Annotated in this window: 21 protein-coding genes; 9 read left to right on the top strand and 12 right to left on the bottom strand. The window is 55.4% G+C overall.

The features are described 5' to 3' along the window. Positions 1-25 precede the first annotated feature (25 nt). The 3 genes from CU100_RS03905 to dapD all read right to left on the bottom strand — a co-directional run bounded on the left by CU100_RS03905 (position 26) and on the right by dapD (position 2186). Positions 26-400 (bottom strand): hypothetical protein, encoded by a 375-nt coding sequence (locus CU100_RS03905; RefSeq protein WP_106715215.1) that lies wholly within the window; start codon positions 398-400, stop codon positions 26-28. Then, a complete protein-coding gene (locus CU100_RS03900) occupies positions 400-939 on the bottom strand; it encodes a lipid II-degrading bacteriocin (protein ID WP_170113722.1) in 540 nt (179 codons plus the stop codon). Before CU100_RS03900 ends, CU100_RS03905 begins: the two co-directional genes overlap by 1 nt. A 392-nt stretch (positions 940-1331) precedes the next feature. Next, positions 1332-2186, bottom strand: coding sequence for a 2,3,4,5-tetrahydropyridine-2,6-dicarboxylate N-succinyltransferase (gene dapD / locus CU100_RS03895; RefSeq protein WP_106715213.1), 855 nt, complete (start codon positions 2184-2186; stop codon positions 1332-1334). A gap of 150 nt (positions 2187-2336) precedes the next feature. Between dapD and CU100_RS03890 the strand changes: the two genes are divergently transcribed. Further along, positions 2337-3179, top strand: coding sequence for an LOG family protein (locus tag CU100_RS03890; RefSeq protein WP_106715212.1), 843 nt, complete (start codon positions 2337-2339; stop codon positions 3177-3179). Positions 3180-3260: 81 nt separating this feature from the next. Here CU100_RS03890 and CU100_RS03885 read toward each other — a convergent pair whose 3' ends face one another. After that, positions 3261-3986: a pyrimidine 5'-nucleotidase gene (locus CU100_RS03885; RefSeq protein WP_106715211.1), complete on the bottom strand. Its 726-nt coding sequence runs from the start codon at positions 3984-3986 to the stop codon at positions 3261-3263. A 249-nt stretch (positions 3987-4235) separates the two neighbouring features. Between CU100_RS03885 and CU100_RS03880 the strand changes: the two genes are divergently transcribed. Beyond that, positions 4236-4913, top strand: coding sequence for a GGDEF domain-containing protein (locus tag CU100_RS03880; RefSeq protein ID WP_170113721.1), 678 nt, complete (start codon positions 4236-4238; stop codon positions 4911-4913). Between the two features lie 8 nt (positions 4914-4921). Here the strand turns inward: CU100_RS03880 and phhA are convergent, their stop codons facing one another. After that, entirely contained in the window at positions 4922-5755 is an 834-nt protein-coding gene (phhA, locus tag CU100_RS03875) for a phenylalanine 4-monooxygenase (RefSeq protein ID WP_106715209.1), read from the bottom strand. Positions 5756-5873: 118 nt separating this feature from the next. Between phhA and CU100_RS03870 the strand changes: the two genes are divergently transcribed. Then, on the top strand, positions 5874-6356 hold the full coding sequence (locus CU100_RS03870; protein WP_280951573.1) for an Lrp/AsnC family transcriptional regulator: 483 nt from the start codon (positions 5874-5876) through the stop codon (positions 6354-6356). On the opposite strand, the gene argB is transcribed toward CU100_RS03870, so the two are convergent. Next, positions 6357-7259, bottom strand: coding sequence for an acetylglutamate kinase (gene argB, locus CU100_RS03865; RefSeq protein ID WP_106715208.1), 903 nt, complete (start codon positions 7257-7259; stop codon positions 6357-6359). It lies immediately after the preceding gene. 160 nt (positions 7260-7419) lie between these two features. On the opposite strand from argB, the gene CU100_RS03860 reads away from it, so the two are divergent. The 3 genes from CU100_RS03860 to CU100_RS03850 all read left to right on the top strand — a co-directional run bounded on the left by CU100_RS03860 (position 7420) and on the right by CU100_RS03850 (position 9312). After that, entirely contained in the window at positions 7420-7959 is a 540-nt protein-coding gene (locus CU100_RS03860) for a sigma-70 family RNA polymerase sigma factor (protein ID WP_106715207.1), read from the top strand. Beyond that, the gene (locus CU100_RS03855) at positions 7956-8666 is read left to right on the top strand and encodes an anti-sigma factor (RefSeq protein WP_106715206.1); all 711 of its coding nucleotides are present in this window, start codon (positions 7956-7958) and stop codon (positions 8664-8666) included. Before CU100_RS03860 ends, CU100_RS03855 begins: the two co-directional genes overlap by 4 nt. Before the next feature lie 94 nt (positions 8667-8760). Further along, positions 8761-9312, top strand: a complete 552-nt coding sequence (locus tag CU100_RS03850) for a fasciclin domain-containing protein (protein WP_106715205.1) — start codon at positions 8761-8763, stop codon at positions 9310-9312. A gap of 88 nt (positions 9313-9400) precedes the next feature. On the opposite strand, the gene yihA is transcribed toward CU100_RS03850, so the two are convergent. The 4 genes from yihA to rpmH all read right to left on the bottom strand — a co-directional run bounded on the left by yihA (position 9401) and on the right by rpmH (position 12637). Continuing rightward, on the bottom strand, positions 9401-10033 hold the full coding sequence (gene yihA / locus CU100_RS03845; RefSeq protein ID WP_245418951.1) for a ribosome biogenesis GTP-binding protein YihA/YsxC: 633 nt from the start codon (positions 10031-10033) through the stop codon (positions 9401-9403). Between the two features lie 173 nt (positions 10034-10206). Further along, the gene (yidC, locus tag CU100_RS03840) at positions 10207-12060 is read right to left on the bottom strand and encodes a membrane protein insertase YidC (RefSeq protein ID WP_106715203.1); all 1854 of its coding nucleotides are present in this window, start codon (positions 12058-12060) and stop codon (positions 10207-10209) included. Between the two features lie 32 nt (positions 12061-12092). Beyond that, entirely contained in the window at positions 12093-12455 is a 363-nt protein-coding gene (gene rnpA, locus CU100_RS03835; RefSeq protein WP_106715202.1) for a ribonuclease P protein component, read from the bottom strand. Between the two features lie 47 nt (positions 12456-12502). Further along, complete coding sequence (gene rpmH, locus CU100_RS03830; RefSeq protein WP_040853797.1) at positions 12503-12637, bottom strand: 50S ribosomal protein L34; 135 nt, start codon at positions 12635-12637, stop codon at positions 12503-12505. Between the two features lie 251 nt (positions 12638-12888). On the opposite strand from rpmH, the gene CU100_RS03825 reads away from it, so the two are divergent. Beyond that, entirely contained in the window at positions 12889-14388 is a 1500-nt protein-coding gene (locus tag CU100_RS03825; protein WP_106715201.1) for a sensor histidine kinase, read from the top strand. Between the two features lie 14 nt (positions 14389-14402). Further along, entirely contained in the window at positions 14403-15863 is a 1461-nt protein-coding gene (locus CU100_RS03820) for a phospholipase D-like domain-containing protein (protein ID WP_106715200.1), read from the top strand. Here the strand turns inward: CU100_RS03820 and CU100_RS03815 are convergent. Continuing rightward, positions 15835-16680, bottom strand: a complete 846-nt coding sequence (locus tag CU100_RS03815; protein WP_106715199.1) for an endonuclease/exonuclease/phosphatase family protein — start codon at positions 16678-16680, stop codon at positions 15835-15837. The two genes, CU100_RS03820 and CU100_RS03815, sit on opposite strands and share 29 nt — an antisense overlap. A gap of 178 nt (positions 16681-16858) precedes the next feature. On the opposite strand from CU100_RS03815, the gene CU100_RS03810 reads away from it, so the two are divergent. Next, positions 16859-17131 (top strand): hypothetical protein, encoded by a 273-nt coding sequence (locus CU100_RS03810; protein WP_106715198.1) that lies wholly within the window; start codon positions 16859-16861, stop codon positions 17129-17131. Between the two features lie 10 nt (positions 17132-17141). Here CU100_RS03810 and CU100_RS03805 read toward each other — a convergent pair whose 3' ends face one another. Further along, the gene (locus CU100_RS03805; protein ID WP_106715197.1) at positions 17142-18425 is read right to left on the bottom strand and encodes an NAD(P)/FAD-dependent oxidoreductase; all 1284 of its coding nucleotides are present in this window, start codon (positions 18423-18425) and stop codon (positions 17142-17144) included. Positions 18426-18445: the final 20 nt, after the last annotated feature.

Here is an 18445-nt window from a genome sequence, read left to right as displayed (position 1 = left end):
CATTTCGCCTATTTCCATAATCAGGCTATTCAGGCTTAAAATCAGGGTCAGTGGACAACTCAATCCACCCATCGCAGGTCAGCATCACTACCGTTCTTCCTATGCGTTTGCCGTCTTTCTTTATGAATACTTCTTGATCCCATACGCGCGCGACGTTTGAGTAAGCAACGTCGCCGCTGGGTTCGATCGCATCGTAACCTTTATCAATATGTTTGAAGCGACCAGGCTTGGACGCGAAGGAGAGAATCTCCTCTTTTACGGTGATACGCGACTTGTCTCCGCATTGCGTTGTTCTGTCCCTGAGTAGAGGGGCGATATAAGCAACGAACAACATTGTTAGAAATAGCGCGACTGGGATCGCCACAACGATGCCCAGGATCCACTTCAGCGTTTTTCGCATCAATGACCCGTCCAGGAGACAGGAATGGAGCCTGGCATAGCTATATCGTAGGATGTTCCCGGCAACACGTTTACGGTTCTGGTGAACACTTCTTGCATCATTCCGCGGTGATCGCTCGAGTTGAAATCATAAGTATCGTTCCAAGCGCGAACTTCCCCCTGGAAATTCCAGGTTCCATCTTGGTGACGCGTTATATCCCCTTCCAATTTCAATAGAATATTTCCGAGATACATCGCGGCTATCGCGTTGTCGTCAGCGGTATTATGATTAAATCTGTTTACAATAATGTGTTTTGTGCCGACAAAATTTTGATCTTCTGTGTACTGATTCAGTTGGTTAACCTCATCAAGGGTGACCTCATCCGGAGTCAGATTTAACCCGACCTGATCCAAAGCGACGGTCAATGTTTGGCCATCACCCTTGAGGTAATGCGCCAGGGCCTTGAAGGGCGACGCAATTCCTCCGGACAAAGTGGCATCTGCCTTATCATAGGTCTTTGCACTCTCAGGCGTACTTTTTACCCCGTTGATAATGTCCAAAGGCGTGTTCTTCTTGTCCAGTTGGCGGGGCTGCTGTCTTCCCACGCTTTGATAACAATTGTATCCAGATGTATGGTACCCATTCCTAAATCTCCTTGGTCATGAAAAATATGTTGAAATCGAATTCATCTCTTCAACAGTTTTGCTTAATGGGTCGTGCCGAAAAAATACGTTGCGGAGCTGCTGCTCGCCAAGAAAGGATTTTTGCTTCAGTTCGTTCGTACAATAGCTATTAAATTGACGTAAGAAGTCAAGATAAAGTCATGCGGAATGTCGTGCCACTCATCGGGGATATACGACTCGGCGTTCCGTCTGGCAGCAGATAAGCATTGTAGGGTTTGCGAGCGCGGCTCCCATGATTACTGGAGCGGCAAATGCCTCACCCACCGATTTCAATCGCGCAGCAATTCGTTGATCGAGGTTTTCGAGCGCGTTTTCTCATCGACTCGCTTGACGATCACGGCGCAGTAGAGGCCGGGTCCCGGTTCCCCATTCGGGAATGCTTTCCCAGGCATCGTGCCTGCAACGACGACGGAATAGGGCGGAACTTCCCCATAGAAAATCTCACCGGTTGCGCGATCGACGATCTTGGTCGATTTACCGATAAACACGCCCATACCAAGAACTGAACCTTCGCGAACGATACAGCCCTCGACCACTTCGGACCGGGCGCCGATGAAGCAATTGTCCTCGATGATCGTAGGTCCTGCCTGCATGGGTTCAAGAACACCACCAATGCCGACGCCGCCTGAAAGATGCACATTCTTGCCGATCTGCGCACACGATCCCACACCTGCCCATGTATCCACCATCGTGCCCTCATCCACGTAAGCGCCGAGGTTTACGAAGGACGGCATCAAGATCACGCCCGGCGCGATATAGGCCGAGCGGCGGACGATGGCGTTGGGTACGGTGCGAATGCCCGCCTTGTTGAATTCGGTTGCACCCCAGCCGTCGAACTTCGAGGGTACCTTGTCCCACCAGGCAGCGCCGCCCGGACCGCCCTCGATGATCCCCATAGGGTTGAGGCGGAAAGACAGAAGGACAGCTCTCTTGAGCCACTGGTTGACCTTCCAGTTGCCGTCGGTCTGCTTCTCCGCAACACGAACTTCACCTCTGTCGAGCAGCAACAAGGACGCGTCCACCGCGTCGCGAATCTCCCCGCGCGTTTCGGTGCTGATTGCGTCGCGTGCTTCGAAGGCCGCATCGATCGTCTTCTCGAGGCTGGTCAGATCTGGCTTGGACATTTTGGGATCACTCCATTAAACGGGCGGGTAAGCTAGCAGGGCTACTAATTTAAGACTGCGAGAGGGTCAATCGCTGCGCCATAATCTTGGATGGCAAAACGATATTGATGTCTCTAAGCGCCATAAGTGTCCGCACAAGGAGAAAAACAATTGAACACCGACGAAAAACACAGCTGGACGCCGTTTTCACATTCATCCGAAGCTGTACGCCGCGTGGCAACCGCGCCTGAAACGCCGCAGACCAAATCGGACACCTACCGCCTGGCATTCGCCGATCCTGATTTCATGACGCGGCGCGAACTACGGGCCGTGCGACTGCAGCTCGAATTGCTCAAGCCCGAAATGGCGCTCGCCGAGCGAGGCATCCGGTCTACCGTCGTCCTGTTCGGCGGAGCGCGTATCCCGGAACCCGGCGGGGCTGCCTGGGCTGCGAAAAACGAAACGCAAAAAAAGAACCTTGAAGCCAATTCGCACTATTACGCCGAGGCGCGAAAATTTGCGCAGCTCTGTTCGATATATTCGGGAACGACATATAATCGCGAATTCGTCGTCGTGACGGGAGGCGGCCCCGGCGTGATGGAGGCGGGCAATCGCGGTGCGGCGGACGTGGGGGCACCGACGATCGGCCTCAACATCGTGCTGCCGCACGAACAAGCCCCTAACGCCTATGTGACACCGGAGCTCAGCTTCAACTTCCATTATTTCGCCATCCGCAAAATGCATTTCCTGATGCGCGCCAAGGCAATGGCAATTTTCCCCGGCGGATTTGGTACGATGGACGAGACCTTTGAAGCTCTTACCCTCATTCAGACCGGGCGAATGGAGCGAATTCCATTCCTGCTGTTCGGCAAACCGTTCTGGGAAAAAGCCATCGACTTCGACTTCCTGGCCGAACAGGGCGTGATTTCGCCCTCCGACCGCAACCTGATCACTTTTGTCGACACTGCGGAAGAGGCCTGGGAGGTGATCAGATCCTTCTACGAACTTTCCTGATTATCGTCATTGCCACGGCAATCGTTCAAGCCACGATGCGCGCCGAGGCATCGATGATTTCTTCTAAAGAGGTAAACCGCGTCAAGCAGGAACGCTCAACGCTGTCTGTCCCGGCAGGATGGCGCTGAGGAATGAAGCAAGGTTGTCTGTAACATAGTCGACGTGATCGGTATGCCCTGGATCGCGCTCCCATATTTCCGAGAATGTTGGCTCAAAGTTATGCGGGACGATCAAGACCGTCGTCATTCCGAGGGCTTTTGGTACTGTTAGATTGCGCGCCAGATCCTCGAACATCACGCTACTTGCTGCATCGATATTGTGCCGGGCGAGGAACCGGTCATAGGTTTCCCGCGCAGGCTTTGGCAGCAGTTGAGCGGCGACGATGTCGAATATATCGTCGAATTCATCCAGAACGCCGAGTTGCCGCGCAGCACGCTCGGCATGACCGCGATCACCATTGGTGAATATGAACTTCCGGCCGGGCAACTGCCTGATTGCTATGGCGAGCGAAGGATCCGGCACGAGCCACGAGTAGTCAATGTCATGCACCTTCTGCAGAAAATCATCCGGATCGATGTCGTAACGATCCATGAGGCCTTTGAGCGTCGTGCCATAGTCCTTGTAGAACTGCTTCTGCATTTGCCGCGCATCCGTGCGTGACAATTTCAGGAGATCGGCGACGTAGTCCGTCATTTTAACGTCGATCTGTGAAAACAGGTTGGAATGATGCGGATAAAGGGTATTGTCGAGATCGAAGATCCAATCGGTCACATGTGCAAAATTCAATGGTTCAGGTTGATTTGTCATACGCGATTAAGGTTCCGCCGTTTTCTGGTAGGCAAAAGCGAATTCAGAGATTTCTGTTTCGCTACCGAATCAATAGACGAAAAGAGACCGAACTACGACCGTTTTTAAATTTTTGGATAACATCCGCTTCATCTGTTCCTCGTATTGGTTAAGAGCAGTCCACGAGGTCCGATGTTCAGAGTTCTCTTCAAGTGCGCGATGGTTATGGTCATTTCAGTGGCATGTTCACTGCTGATCACGGGAATCATCATGACCGCCAATGACATGCACGATGTACGAGGCTACATGATCGCAACGATTTGTCCGCTTGTGATCTCTCCCGCCGTTTCGTTCCTGGTATTCCGACAATCGGAAAAGCTGCGTTTGACGCTGGACAAGCTCGGTCAGGTGATGCGGGAACTAGAAGTCACCAACGCAAAATTACTGGAGAAGTCATCACGCGACAGCATGACGGGCCTTCTCAACCGCGAGGCGTTCTTCAACCATATCGAAGACGTTAGACAAAAGCGCGCCAGTTCTCTCCTGATCATTGACGCTGACCATTTCAAGAAAATCAATGATGTCCATGGTCACTACAATGGCGATGGCGCCTTGATGGCGATCGCGCAATGTATCACGGACTGTGTCGGGGACCGCGACAGTATCGGACGCATCGGAGGCGAAGAATTCGCTGTTTGTCTTCCAACGGATGATCAAGCTCTCGTCAAATCCATGGGCGAAAACATCAGGTCGGCGGTGAGCCGCATTGATTTTCGCACTCCCGAAAACCTGCGCCTCCCGCTGAGTGTAAGCATCGGAGGTGTTGCCGGACTGGCGAACAGAACGATCGCCGATCATTTTCAGATCGCCGATCGCAGGCTTTACGAGGCAAAGCGAAATGGGCGTGATTGTGTGATCATCGAGCCCAACATGCAGAATGCAGCTTGAAGTGAGCGCTAAACAGTTGCCGGATCCAGTGGTTCGACATCCTTCCAGCGCGCGATCAGTTTCGCCATGTCAGCTTTCTCGAAAGCATCTCTCAAGGTCCCGAAAGATGGCAAGACAAAATAGACCCGCTGGAACTTGTCGATCTCATAAGCCGTATGCATCACCGTCTCGATATCGAATTCCACATGATGCGCATCGGGGCTTGTCACGGCAAATTGCAATTCACTGAAGGATGACATGAGTCCCGCGCCGAACGCCTTGAGTTGCGCACCCTCCTCCCGCATGAGACCAAACTCGGCGGTATACCAGTAAAGCCGGGCCGCCAGTTGCTCGCCGCCCATGCGGGACGCGGCTCCGCCCTTCTCGCCATAGAGCTGCATGAAATCCGCAAAGACGGGTTGGCTAAGGATTGGAACGTGGCCGAAGAAATCGTGAAACATGTCCGGCTCGACAATATAGTCCAGCTCCTTTTTGCTGCGTAGCCAGTTGGTTACCGGAAAGCGCCTGTTGGCAAGATGATCGAAGAACGGCTCGTTTGGAATCAGCCCCGGAACCGCGACGATTTCCCAGCCTGTCAGCTTGTGGAGACGTTCGCTTACCTCATGGAAGTCCGGTATCCGTTCAAGCAGGCCGAGGGCATTCACACCATTGAGATAGCTGTGATGTGCCAGCTTTTCCGTCAGCTTCGTCTGTCGATCGCACAGGGTCCGCCACACCTCCTGGTCTTCTTCAGAGTAGTCATAGCTCTGTTCGACGGTAAAATCCCGCTTGCAAACCGAATAATTGCCGCGAAGTCCCTGCGCCGCACATTCCTTCGCATAAGCCTCAACGCTGATGGTCATCGGTTCCTCCTCAATCTTCGTTGCTAAAGAATACGACGAGGAAATGAGGGGATTTGACCTAATCCCCTGCATCAACCATTCTCGCGAGTGGATTTACGAACCAACAGGAGATTTTCGAGTGATTTCTTCTCAGCTCGACGCATTTGAAATCAAGATGCTGCAGATTCTCCAGAGCAACGGGCGCGTTCCGATAACCGATCTCGCCCAGTTGATCGGTCTGTCCCCGACACCCTGCGCCCGCAGGTTCGAGCAGCTCCAGGAAAGCGGAATCATTCGGGGCTTTGCCGCGAACATCGACAGGCGATCGATAGGGCTGATGGTCGAAGTCTTCATCCAGGTGCGTCTCAACACGCATAGCGACGAGTCGCCCGAACGCTTCATCGCCGAAATTCAGCGCATGGACGAAGTTTCGTCTTGCTGGACCATGACCGGAGAACATGACTTTCTCCTGCATGTCATGGTTCCGACAGTCGATGATCTCAACGGCTTCGTCATGCACCGGCTCATGCGATTGAAGGGTGTGCGAGACGTGCACACCCAGCTCGTGCTGCAGAATATCAAGGGGCCCGGGAAAATCCCGCTGGATCATCTCAAGAAATGATCAGGGGACAATCAGCGTTCCTGCACCGCGTTCAGTAAAGAGCTCAAGCAGAACCGAGTGCGGGGTTTTGCCATTAAGGATAACGACGCCCTCGACACCGCGGTTGATCGCTTCGATACATGTTTCCACCTTTGGGATCATGCCGCCTGATATCGTTCCGTCCTTGATGAGCGCGCGGGCTTGCGCGACCGAAAGTTCCTTGATCAGTTGCTTGTTCTTGTCGAGAACACCGGGAACGTCTGTCAGAAACAGCAGGCGGGATGCCGCTAGTGCGCCGGCTATAGCGCCAGCGAACGTATCAGCGTTGATATTGTAGGTATGACCATCGCGTCCCGGCGCTACCGGAGCGATAACCGGTATCATCTCGGAACGTGCAAGAAGATCCAGCAGCGTGCGATCGACTTCTACAGGCTCGCCGACAAAGCCCAGATCGACGATCTTTTCGATATTCGAATCAGGGTCGATGATGGTTTTCTTGGCCTTTTCGGCAAAGACCATGTTGCCATCCTTGCCGCATAAGCCTATCGCCCATTCACCTTCGGCATTGATCAAGGCAACGATTTCCTTGTTGATCGAACCAGCGAGGACCATTTCGACGATTTCCAGCGTCTTCGCATCGGTCACGCGCAAGCCGCCCTCAAACTTGGACTCGATGCCCATGCGGGCCAGCATGGAAGCGATCTGCGGCCCGCCGCCATGCACAACAATCGGATTGATGCCCGACTGTTTTAGAAGCGCTATATCGCGCGCGAACGCCTTGCCGAGGGCAGCATCCCCCATCGCGTGTCCGCCATATTTCACGACAACCGTCTTGTTCTCGTAGCGCTGCATGTAGGGCAGAGCGGCAGAGAGCAGACTGGCCTGTATTTCCGCGTTGTGGTCGGCATCTAAGGGGGAGGACATGCGCAAGCTCCAGCTTGGAAAGGACGGGGGTTCTTAACGTCAAAGACGGTTTCCAGCAAACGGGATTTAGGCTCTGTGCCAGCTTTTTCCCATCTCACCATTGACAGCGCGTGCTGCCAGCAGATTTAAATCAGCATTAAAAGTGGGAAACGCCAATTATATGACGCCCGAAGGCATCTCGGAGCTTATTTCGCGAGTCGCGTTACGAGACCGCGCGGCGTTCGACATTCTGTATGCATCGACGAGTGCGAAACTTTTTGGAGTATGTCTGCGTGTCTTGGGGAACCGAACAGAAGCAGAAGACGCGCTACAGGATATCTACGTTAAAATCTGGAACAAGGCAGACCGATTCGCTGTCGCGGACACAAGCCCTATTTCGTGGCTGGTGGCGATCGCACGCAATCACTGCATCGATCTGCTTCGTTCGCGCAAACCCGCGGCGGTGGAATTAAATGCGGCGGCGGCAATTTCCGAGCCCTCGCCCGATCCAGAACAGCTCGCGGTTGCTGGGGGGGAAGCGCGGCGCATCTATGATTGCCTTGGCCAGCTTGATGTGGACAGAGCTGCGGCGGTTCGCGGCGCCTATCTGAATGGAGACAGCTACGAGGCACTGGCAAGCCGATACAAGGTGCCCCTGAATACGATGAGAACATGGTTGCGCCGCAGCCTGATAAAACTGAAGGAATGCCTTGAGGGATGAGCCCGATCGTACCTGATGACGACACGACACCGGAGGGAGACGATTTCGTCGCCGCCGAATATGTGTTGGGCGTGCTCCCCGAGCAGGAGCGTCGGGAGGTTGCGCGCCGTATCGAGACGGACAAGACCTTTGCCCAGCTTGTCGCCCGCTGGCAAAAGCAGTTCGACCCCCTCAACGATGAATTCGACAACTCCGCTGTCCCGCATCACGTGAAAAACCGTATAGATCAGCGGCTTTTTGCTATCGAAGTCGCCGCCACCGCATCCTTCTGGAACAATCTCACCTTCTGGCGCGGACTGGCTTTCGCTGCGCTTGCTTTCGCCGTGATCGGCATCGGCAGCGACTTGAGGGAGCGGTCCGGTACTCCGGACGCGCAGTTCGTTGCGTCGATGGAAGTTGCAGGTAGCCCCGTTCATACGCTGGCAATCTTCGATGAGAGAACCAGAAAATTGAAGGTTACCGTGGTCACTGGCGACATGCCAAAAGATCGCTCGGTCGAGCTTTGGCTGATTGCCGGAAGCGAGCCTCCTATATCGCTCGGCCTGATGGTTTCGCCTGAGGTGACCGAGTTCAATCTGTCACCTCCATTGCTTGCAAAGCTGCGTGAGGGAACGACACTGGCGCTCACGATCGAACCCGTTGGAGGCGCACCGAAGGGCATCCCGACCGGCCCGATTGTTGCCGCTGGCGCAGTACGCCGAATTTAACTCCCCTTATAATTCACGGTTCCTGAAACTTAATCCTCCAGCTTCCGTATCTCCATCTGTCCTCAACCGAGGGGAACAACAATGGAGATGAAGCATGCTGAAGAAATCATTGGGCCTGATCGCACTCTCGACCTTGCTGGTCGCCGGGTCTGCCTATGCCAAGAACCCGACAGTCGGCGGCGCCGCCATGTACGAGAACAAGAATATCATCGAGAACGCGGTGAACTCCAAGGACCACACGACATTGGTGGCTGCGGTGAAAGCGGCAGGCCTCGTCGAGACACTTCAGGGCAAAGGGCCGTTCACGGTATTCGCGCCCACGAATGAGGCATTCGCCGAACTTCCGAAAGGTACGGTGGAAACGCTCCTCAAGCCCGAAAACAAGGACAAGCTGGCCAAGATCCTGACCTGCCATGTCGTTGCTGCCGATGCCTCATCAAAGGCCATCATGAAAATGATCGATGATGACGAAGGCGCACATCCGGTGAAGACCGTGGGTGGTTGCGTATGGACGGCAAAATACAAGGGCAAAAAGATCACCCTGACCGACGAGAACGGCACGGTCGCCACCGTGACCATCGCCAATGTCAAGCAGTCCAATGGCGTGATCCACGTGATCGACAAGGTTCTTCTACCAAAAATGTAAGGCTGCAAACCTGGTTCAACGCGCACAGTGAGCCAGCAATTGCCCCGTGATCCCAAGCTTCTCAGCTTCGGTTTTCGCGGGGCTTTTTTTACGCCCGCTGTTCTTCGAGGAGTTGAGCTATGGCCGCACGGAGCGCATCGAGCCCTGCGCCTTTTTCCGACGATGTCGCAAGGATTTCAGGATAGGCAGCGGCGCGCTTCTTTATCGCTTGAGCAGTGTCTTGCATCAGGCGCGGCACGCCGGCAGGTTTGATCTTGTCGATTTTGGTCAACACGATCTGGTAGGATACTGCGGCGCGATCCAGAAGATCGAGTACCTCGGCGTCGTTCTTTTTGACGCCATGACGTGCATCGATCAGAAGATAGACACGCTTTAAGGTCGTGCGTCCGCGCAAGTAATCAAAGACCAGTCGCGTCCAGGCATCCACCTGTTCCTTGGGCGCTTCTGCGAAACCATAGCCGGGCATATCTACGACCGCGAGGGGCGGAAGATCGCCGTCTTCGCCCGAATGACCATCCGGAACGAAATAGTTCAGCTCCTGAGTCCGCCCCGGCGTGTTCGATGTTCGAGCGAGCCCTTTCTGCCCGATGATCGCGTTGATCAACGAAGATTTCCCGACGTTCGACCGTCCTGCAAAAGCGATCTCCAACGGCCCTTCCGGCGGCAGAAATTTCATGGCGGGAACGCCGCGAATAAAAACCCAGCCTTGTGCAAAGAGCATTCTGCCCTTCTCGATAAGCCTGTCGATGTTCTGCTGCGTTTCGCTCAATTTATTTCCATCCAAATGCCGCGGACTCGATGCCCTGCAATCATTGTTTACTACAGGCTGGTCAACCGCTCAAAAGAAAAGCCCCCAGTCAAGCCAGGGGCTTTGGATTCGCCGGCAAGTCCCGGCTATTCAGCCGGTTTGGGTTTCTTGCGGAACAGCCCTGCAAGATTGTCCCACAGCTCAACCTTGACGCCTTGGCGCTTCATGATGATGCCTTGCTGGATGATCGAGAGCGTATTGTTCCACGCCCAGTAGATCACCAGACCCGCCGGAAAGCTCGACAGCATGAACGTAAAAATCAGCGGCATCCAGTTGAAGATCATCTGCTGGGTCGGATCGGGCGGCGTCGGGTTCATGCGCATCTGCAGGAACATCGTGACGCCCATGATCAACGGCCATACGCCGATCATCAGGAATGCCGGAACAGTCCATGGAATGAGCCCGAACAGATTGAATATCGATGTCGGATCGGGAGCAGCCAGATCCTGAATCCAGCCAAAGAACGGCGCGTGGCGCATTTCAATGGTGACGTAGAGTACCTTGTACAGCGCAAAGAAAACCGGAATCTGGATCAGGACAGGCCAGCAGCCGGCGATCGGGTTGATCTTCTCCGTCTTGTACAGTTCCATCATGGCTTGCTGCTGTTTCACCTTGTCATCCGCGTACTTTTCGCGAATCTCGGTCATTTTCGGCTGAACCAGCTTCATACGTGCCATCGATGCATAGGATTTGTTGGCAAGCGGGAAGAAGAAGGCTTTCAGGATGACGGTCACCGCCAGAATGGCAACGCCGAAGTTTCCGATAGCCTTGTAGAGCCAGTCGATAAGATAAAACATCGGCTCGGTGATGAAATAGAACCATCCCCAGTCGATCAGATTCTTGAAGAGCGGAATATGCAGGTCATTCATATAGGCGTTGATCTTGCCGACCTCTTTCGCGCCTGCGAAGATAAGGTTGTCGGTAGATACTGTCTGACCAGGCTGGATCGTCGCCGGATCAGACAGATAGTCGCTTTGATAGCGCGGACGTCCATCCTCGAAATATGAAAAGCGTATCTTGAACGGCGTTGCTTGTGCTGGAACGAGCGCAGCAGCCCAATATTTATCGGTAATTCCAACCCATCCGCCAGTGGTCGACCGCTCCGGCGCTACTTCCCGTTCTTCTTCAATCGCTGCAAACTTGTATTCGATCAGTTTATCGTTGACCACGGCTATCGGTCCCTCGTGCAGCACGTAGGTGCTTGGATGCAGAGGCTTCGAGAAGCGCGTCACACGCCCGTAGGACGCCAGCGAAACGGGTGCTGCAGTCGTGTTGGTAACAGCGTCCTTCACCGTGAACATGTAGTTCTCGTCGACACTGATCGTCCGCTTGAAGACCAGCCCCTTTTCATTGGTGTAGGACAGCGTAACCGGTGTGGACGACGTCAGATCATTGTTACCCTCGCGGGTCCAGACGGTGGTCGGGCCTGGAACTGTCCCCGTCAGGTCATTTCCCGTAAACCCGACTTCCACGAACTGGCCATCAATCATCTGCGCCGGGCTCAGCAGCTCGATGTTTGGCGAATTGTCGTCGACGGTCTCGTGATAGTGCTTCAGTTGCAGATCATCGAGCCGCGCACCGGTCAAACTGATGGAGCCGCCAAGGCTGGGTGTGTCGATCCTGATGCGCTGCGTCTGACCAAGTGCGGCTGCGCGCGTCAGGCTACCCGCCTTTGCAGCATCTTGCGACTGGCCTGGAACATTGGCATCAGGATTAGCTGGGGTCGACGACGGAAAATTATTCGTTGCATTGCCATTGGTGGCAGTGCCTGCTGGCGCGCTCGCCTGCCCGTCAACACGGGTTTGTCCTTGCCGCGTGGCCTCGATCTGGGCCTGTTCGCGCTGAGCTTCGATCTTGGGGTTCATGTAGAACACTTGCCAAAGCGTCAGAATCACAATGGACAAGGCAATGGTGATGAAGAAATTACGGTTGGTTTCCATTGTCGGTCCTTGGGTCGGTTTCGCCGTACCTGCTAAGGCTTCGTCGAACGCCGGGTCAATATTTTCCTGGAAACCCGTTTGGAGAGTTCCCGTGTCAGGTCAGCGAACGGCGCGTTCAGCGCATCGCGGCGAGCAACGATCACATAATCGGTTCCAGCTTGCATGTCATTAGCAACATTGACGCGCACAGCCTCTCTGAGGCGTCGCTTGATGCGATTGCGGACAACAGCGTTCCCGTTCTTTTTGGTAACCGTGAAACCTACGCGCGGGGGCCCAGCCTGGTCGTCCCGCTCTTTGACTTCGATCAGAAAATAGACGCCGCGGCGCTTTTCTCCGTTCCGAACAGCCAAAAACTCCGCTCTCTTGCGAAGGCGGAGTGGTTTTTGCTCATTCATTCTATAGTGCCAACTCTGGCCAACCGCGCAAATCTGCGCGGACTGCCTTATGCCGACAACCGCTTGCGACCGCGGGCGCGACGCGCCGCGATAACCTTGCGACCACCTGCCGTTGCCATGCGGGCGCGAAACCCGTGGCGACGTGCGCGGACAAGCTTGGATGGCTGATAAGTACGCTTCATTCGTTAAATACCGCGGTGTGCGGCCCTTCTTGTGGTCTGTTCTTTGACAGGAGCATATCAGGACCGCCGTTGGCACATAAATGCACCAATGAATCCGTCGCGGGGGCGGTCAGCCCGGACGTGCGCGGCTTATAGAGGCAGGATGCCGATAAGTCAATTGATTGACGCAATTGAAAAATAGGCAAACCCGCGCAACTGATTTATTGTGCCGGACAAGCATCTGACCTACATCGGAAGCCTATGGAGCATACATGACGGCAACCCAGCACAGGCAGGAGAATGGTAGTGTGCGGTTGCACGCAGGACGGCGTCTGCCCGTGCTAAAACGCCTTTCTGGAAAGCTGTTGCGGCTCACGCTGCTGTTCGGCCTCTTGGCCGAAGTCATGATCTTCGTTCCCATCATAGCCGATATGCGCATTCGGTGGTTGTCCGACCGGCTCAACACTGTCGCTGCCGCGAGTGTGGTTCTTGCTGCCAGCGATGGCGAGGACATTCCACAATCTGTGCAGAATGACGTGCTTCTTGCGACTGGAACGAAGGCGATCGTCTTGCGCGAGAAAGGCGCCTCGCGGCTCCTCGCGGTATCTGAGATGCCGTCCAAGGTGGACAAACACATCGATATCACCGTCACCGATCCTGTTACGGCTATCCGGGATGCGTTCGACACGTTGATCAATGGCGGGGCTCGAGTTATCCGCGTTTACGGACCCGTCGGCGACACCGGAAAAGTCATCGAGCTCCTGACCTCCGACGCGCCCTTGCGCAATGCGATGCTGCGTTACGCCCGCAATGTCGCGCTTATCTCGCTGTTCATATCGGTTATTACCGCAGGCCTCGTATTCCTGACGATCAGTCGTCTGCTGATCCGGCCAATACAGCGTATGAGCGACAACATGCTTGCTTTCGCGAAGGGGCCTGACGACCCGCAGCGCATCATCAAGCCGGAAAATCGCGAAGACGAACTTGGCATTGCCCAGCGGGAGCTCGCCGGCATGCAACACCAGTTGCAGAGGACTTTATCGGAGCAGAAACACCTTGCCGATCTCGGTCTCGCGGTTTCGAAGATCAACCACGACATGCGTAACATCCTTGCATCGGCACAGTTGATATCGGATCATTTGGCCAACACCAGCGACCCGGCAATCCAGCGATTCGTGCCGAAGCTGGTACGCACCATCGATCGCGCCATAAATTATTCGCAGACCGTTCTAGCCTACGGGGGGACGCAGGAAGCGCCGCCGCAGAGACGGCGTGTGAAATTACGCACCATCATAAGCGATGTGGAGGAGATGCTCAGTCTCGATACGAAATCAGGGATAGAATTCAGGAATCTTGTACCGGCGGATTTCGAGATCGATGTCGATCCAGACCAGTTTTTCCGGATTATTTCCAATCTTTGCCGGAATTCCGTTCAGGCTATGACAGCCGATACACGTAGCGGCCCAGCCGTGGTCAAGCGATTGACCATCACTGCCGGCCAGATCGGTACGACCTCTATCATAGGCATTGACGATACCGGCCCCGGATTGCCGCTCAAGGCACGCGAGAACCTGTTTACTGCCTTCAAGGGATCTGCGCGTTCGGGCGGCACCGGCCTTGGCCTCGCTATCGTCCACGAACTTGTACGGGCACACGGAGGAACTATTGAATTGCGCAGCGGCGATGGAGCAGGAACAAGTTTTGAGATCCGTATCCCCGACCAGCCGGTTTCGCTGGCAGAATGGCGTTCTCGCCGGGATTCAGCGTCCTGACATGAAACGCCGCAATGGCTGATTACCTCTTTACCTATTGGCCGCAGATCTTTTTTGTCCTGTCGGTTGTCCTCGGCGTGCCGGCGGCAGTCCACGCCACCATGACCAAAGAGGAAGTACGCGCAGCTATTGGCTGGGTGGGCGTGATTATCCTCTCGCCTGTGATCGGAGCGGTCATTTACGCGGTTGCCGGGATCAATCGTATCAGGCGATCCGCGATCTCATCGCAACGCGAATTCTTGCATGAGATTGGCCAGGATCACTTCATGCGCTTCGATGCGACCCAGCAAAACGTGCATGCCTTGTTCGAGAAGCGTTTCGTTGCAATGAAGACGCTTGGCGATCGTGTCAGCCGTTGTCGTCTGACCACCGCTAACGACATTGACATCCTGCAGAGCGGCGATGAGGCCTATCGCGCGATGCTGGCTGAAATCGAGCGATCCGAGCGAAGTATCCTCGTCGAAACATATATTTTCGACCGCGACAAGATCGGGCTTCGCCTCGCCGACGCATTGATCAAGGCGGTGAAACGCGGCGTCGAAGTCAGGGTGCTGATCGACGCTGTCGGCGCCCGATACTCCATTCCAAGTATCGTCGGCTATCTCGATAAACACGGGGTAAAGGTCGACGTTTTCAATGGCAATATCATCATGGGCCTGCGTCTGCCCTATGCGAATTTGCGCACGCACCGCAAGATCATGATCATTGACGGCCGGGTGGCATTTACCGGCGGCATGAACATCCGCGCGGGCTTCTCGGCCGAGATAGCTGGCGAAGACAACGCTCGCGATACGCATTTTCGTCTGACGGGACCAATTGTCACCGACCTTCTCCACATCGCGTCTGAAGATTGGCGTTTTACCACGGGTGAGAAACTGACGGGGGAGCCATGGCACATCGCTCCGCCCGCGAAACATGCGGGCGAACCCGTGTTTATCCGCGCAGTGCCATCCGGCCCGGATCGCAGTGTTGAAGCCAATCACCGAATGCTCATGGGGGCATTTTCGATCGCTCAGACGCGCATAAGGATCATGTCACCCTATTTCCTCCCGGACCGCGAGCTTATCAGTGCACTCGTCACTGCTGCACGCCGGGGGGTGGAGGTCGATATTGTCGTTCCCGCAATCAACAATCTCAAACTTGTAGATCGCGCCATGACGGCGCAGTTCGACCAGATCCTGAAAGGTCATTGCCGCATCTGGCGCGCCAGCGGAAACTTCAATCATTCCAAGTTGCTCGTGGTTGATGGGCAGTGGGCCTATGTCGGATCGTCCAACCTTGATCCACGATCATTGCGCTTGAACTTCGAGGTTGATCTTGAAGTTATGGACGCGGCGTTCGCATCCGAGGTCGACGGCCTCATCCAAAAGGCGTTGGCCTCGGCGAAGCCCGTCCTCCTGCAAAGCCTTCGGGCGCGCTCGTTCTGGGTGCGCCTGCTCGACCGGATTATCTGGCTAGGCTCGCCCTATCTTTGATCACTTCTGTCTCGGCAATAGCTGATTTGAGATCGATATGTGCCTTGATCGGAAGGTGATCGGACGCGACGCGAGCGAGGGGCGTGTCGTGCACCTCGATAGCCGCAACGAGGCTGTGTGGATGACCCAATACGCGATCGAGCGCCAGCACGGGAAACCGGGAAGGGAAGCTCGGCACGGCATTTTTTGCAGGATCGAAGACCGGCCGCAAGAAATGCAGCGATGATCCCTTGCCAACGCGCCACTCGTTCAAGTCGCCTAGCAGCAAGGTTGGCCGTCCGAGATCGGCGTTGACCGCGTTCAGAATCGCTTCGGACTGCTGCTGGCGGGAATGCCTGAGCAAACCAAGATGCGCAGCGATGATGCGCAGGGGCCCAGCTTCGAGGTCTATATCCACCACCAGAGCTCCGCGTGGCTCTAGGCCGGGTAGCCCAAGCTGTTGAACCCGGCGGACGACGCCTTCGCGGAACAGTAGCAGATTGCCGTGCCAGCCATGACCCTTGGGATAGAGAGAGGTCACCGGAACCGGAACAAGGCTGTTCTCGCGATGCAACCGGACAAGGTCGAGTAGGCCTGTCCTCTCTCCGAATCGCTTGTCGGCCTCCTGGATTGCGATGATATCGGCGCCTATTTCTCCGATGACATGAGCAACGCGGTCCGGATCGAACTTCTTGTCAATTCCAACGCATTTATGAACGTTATAGGACGAAATCAGCAGATCGCTGCGCATCGGGTTCGCTGCGCCGACCGGGCGCTTCTTGCGGTTCCTGACCGCGGCGAGAATACTGGCGGAGACGCTGGGCCTTGTGTGCCGCATCGGCTTCTTGCTGTCCATGGGCTAAGAGATATGATGGGACGGGCAGAATGGCAAGCGCACGAGAGGTGGCGTGAACCATATTGCGCGCCGCCTTAGTCTATCGTCGGGGTGCTCCATCCTCATCGATGATGCCAAAGATCGTTAGAACAAAATTGTCCCAGGCAGGTAAGCGGCGAGCATGACGGTTATTTACAACGAGCGTACAAAATTGATCGCTAACTCGATTGACCGGGCGTCGACCTCTTGCGTTACGGTCGGCGTTTTCGCTCCGGGTGCAGCAGCCATCTACACCATTTCGGGTACAGTGGTTTCATCCTCAATTTTTCTGATCGGAACAGTCATTTGGCTTTTTGCGGCCATCCAGCTCTTTGCATTTGTTATTCTCCCTCTTGCACTCGCTGCCGGAGGATGGGTCATCGTGCTCTTGAACGAACGTCACAACAGGCGATAACGTTATCTGCCTAAAATCTGCTGCCGACGAGATGTGCGAGTTGGGCACCGACTTCGTAATAGCCTTCCCGAATGGTCCGCAAGCCTTGCTCCTTGGGCCGGGTCACCGGTAGGGGCAAATCCGCTTCTCTGACCTTGCCGGCAATATGCTCCGCGAGAATGCGGCCAAACACCGTGCCCGGCGCGATACCCCGGCCATTATATCCGCTGAAACTGATGATGTTTGGCGCCAGCGTGTGGAATCGCGGCAGACTGTCACTTGTCATCCCGATCGAGCCGTACCAACCGGCTTCGAACGTCACATTCTTTATCTGCGGGAAAAGCTTGCGAATGGACCTTGCGGCCCAAGCCTTGTGTATGGCCATGCCCGTGCCGCGCAATGCGCCGACGCTTCCGAAGATCAATCGCCCTGCCCGGTCCATGCGAAACGAGCTGAGGATCTCCTTCGTGTCCCAACCGCCCTGCCTTTCAGGAAGAATTGTTTTCCGGACGTTTTCCGGCAATGGGGCGGTCGCGAAATTGAAATAGGGCAGGTGCAGGAGCTCCGTCCGCAACTCAGGCCAAGGAGATGTCGTATAGGCGTTGGTTGCGACCACGACCCAGTCGGCTGAGACGGTGCCGGACTGCGTACGTAGCCTCCAGCGATCGCCTGAGCGTTCCGTGGCCGCGACCGGCGATTGCGTATAGATCGCGGCGCCAGCACCTAGGGCGGCCTTCGCCAGCCCTCGCACATAGCCCAAGGGCTGGATTGTTCCTGCCCGGTTATCCAATAGCGCCGCAACATAGGCATTGGAGCCGACCTTGGCAGCAGTTTCACTGGCATCCAGCAAGCGGACTGCAGCACCGCGAGCGAGCCATTGTTCGGCCCGCTGTTCAAGCTGCTCCAATCCGTCCTGGCCAACTGCGCAGTGCAGTGTACCTTTTCTCTCTAGTTCGCAATCGATCTCGTATTTGTCTACGAGGTCGAAAACCGATTGTGGGGCGTTGCCCAAGAGCTCCAGAAGGCGTTCGCCATGCGTTTGACCCAATACGCCGGGCAGATCGTTGGGCATTACCCACATGCCCGCGTTGACAAGTCCGACATTCCTGCCTGAACCGCCGTACCCGATTTCTACCGCATCGATAACGGCAACCTTTGTCCCCGCTTCGGCCAGATGGAGAGCGGCAGACAGGCCGGTGAAACCAGCTCCGATGACCGCCACATCCACCGAGATATCCCCCCGCAGCCTTTCCGTCGCCGGCGCAGCCGGCGCGGTCTTTGCCCACAAACCGTGGGAACGTTCGTCATTCAGCATCGGAATCCCCGTGAGACAGT

It is taken from the genome of Phyllobacterium endophyticum, assembly GCF_003010935.1.
Lineage (GTDB): Bacteria > Pseudomonadota > Alphaproteobacteria > Rhizobiales > Rhizobiaceae > Phyllobacterium > Phyllobacterium endophyticum.
This window is presented reverse-complemented; position numbering and strand designations above follow the sequence as displayed.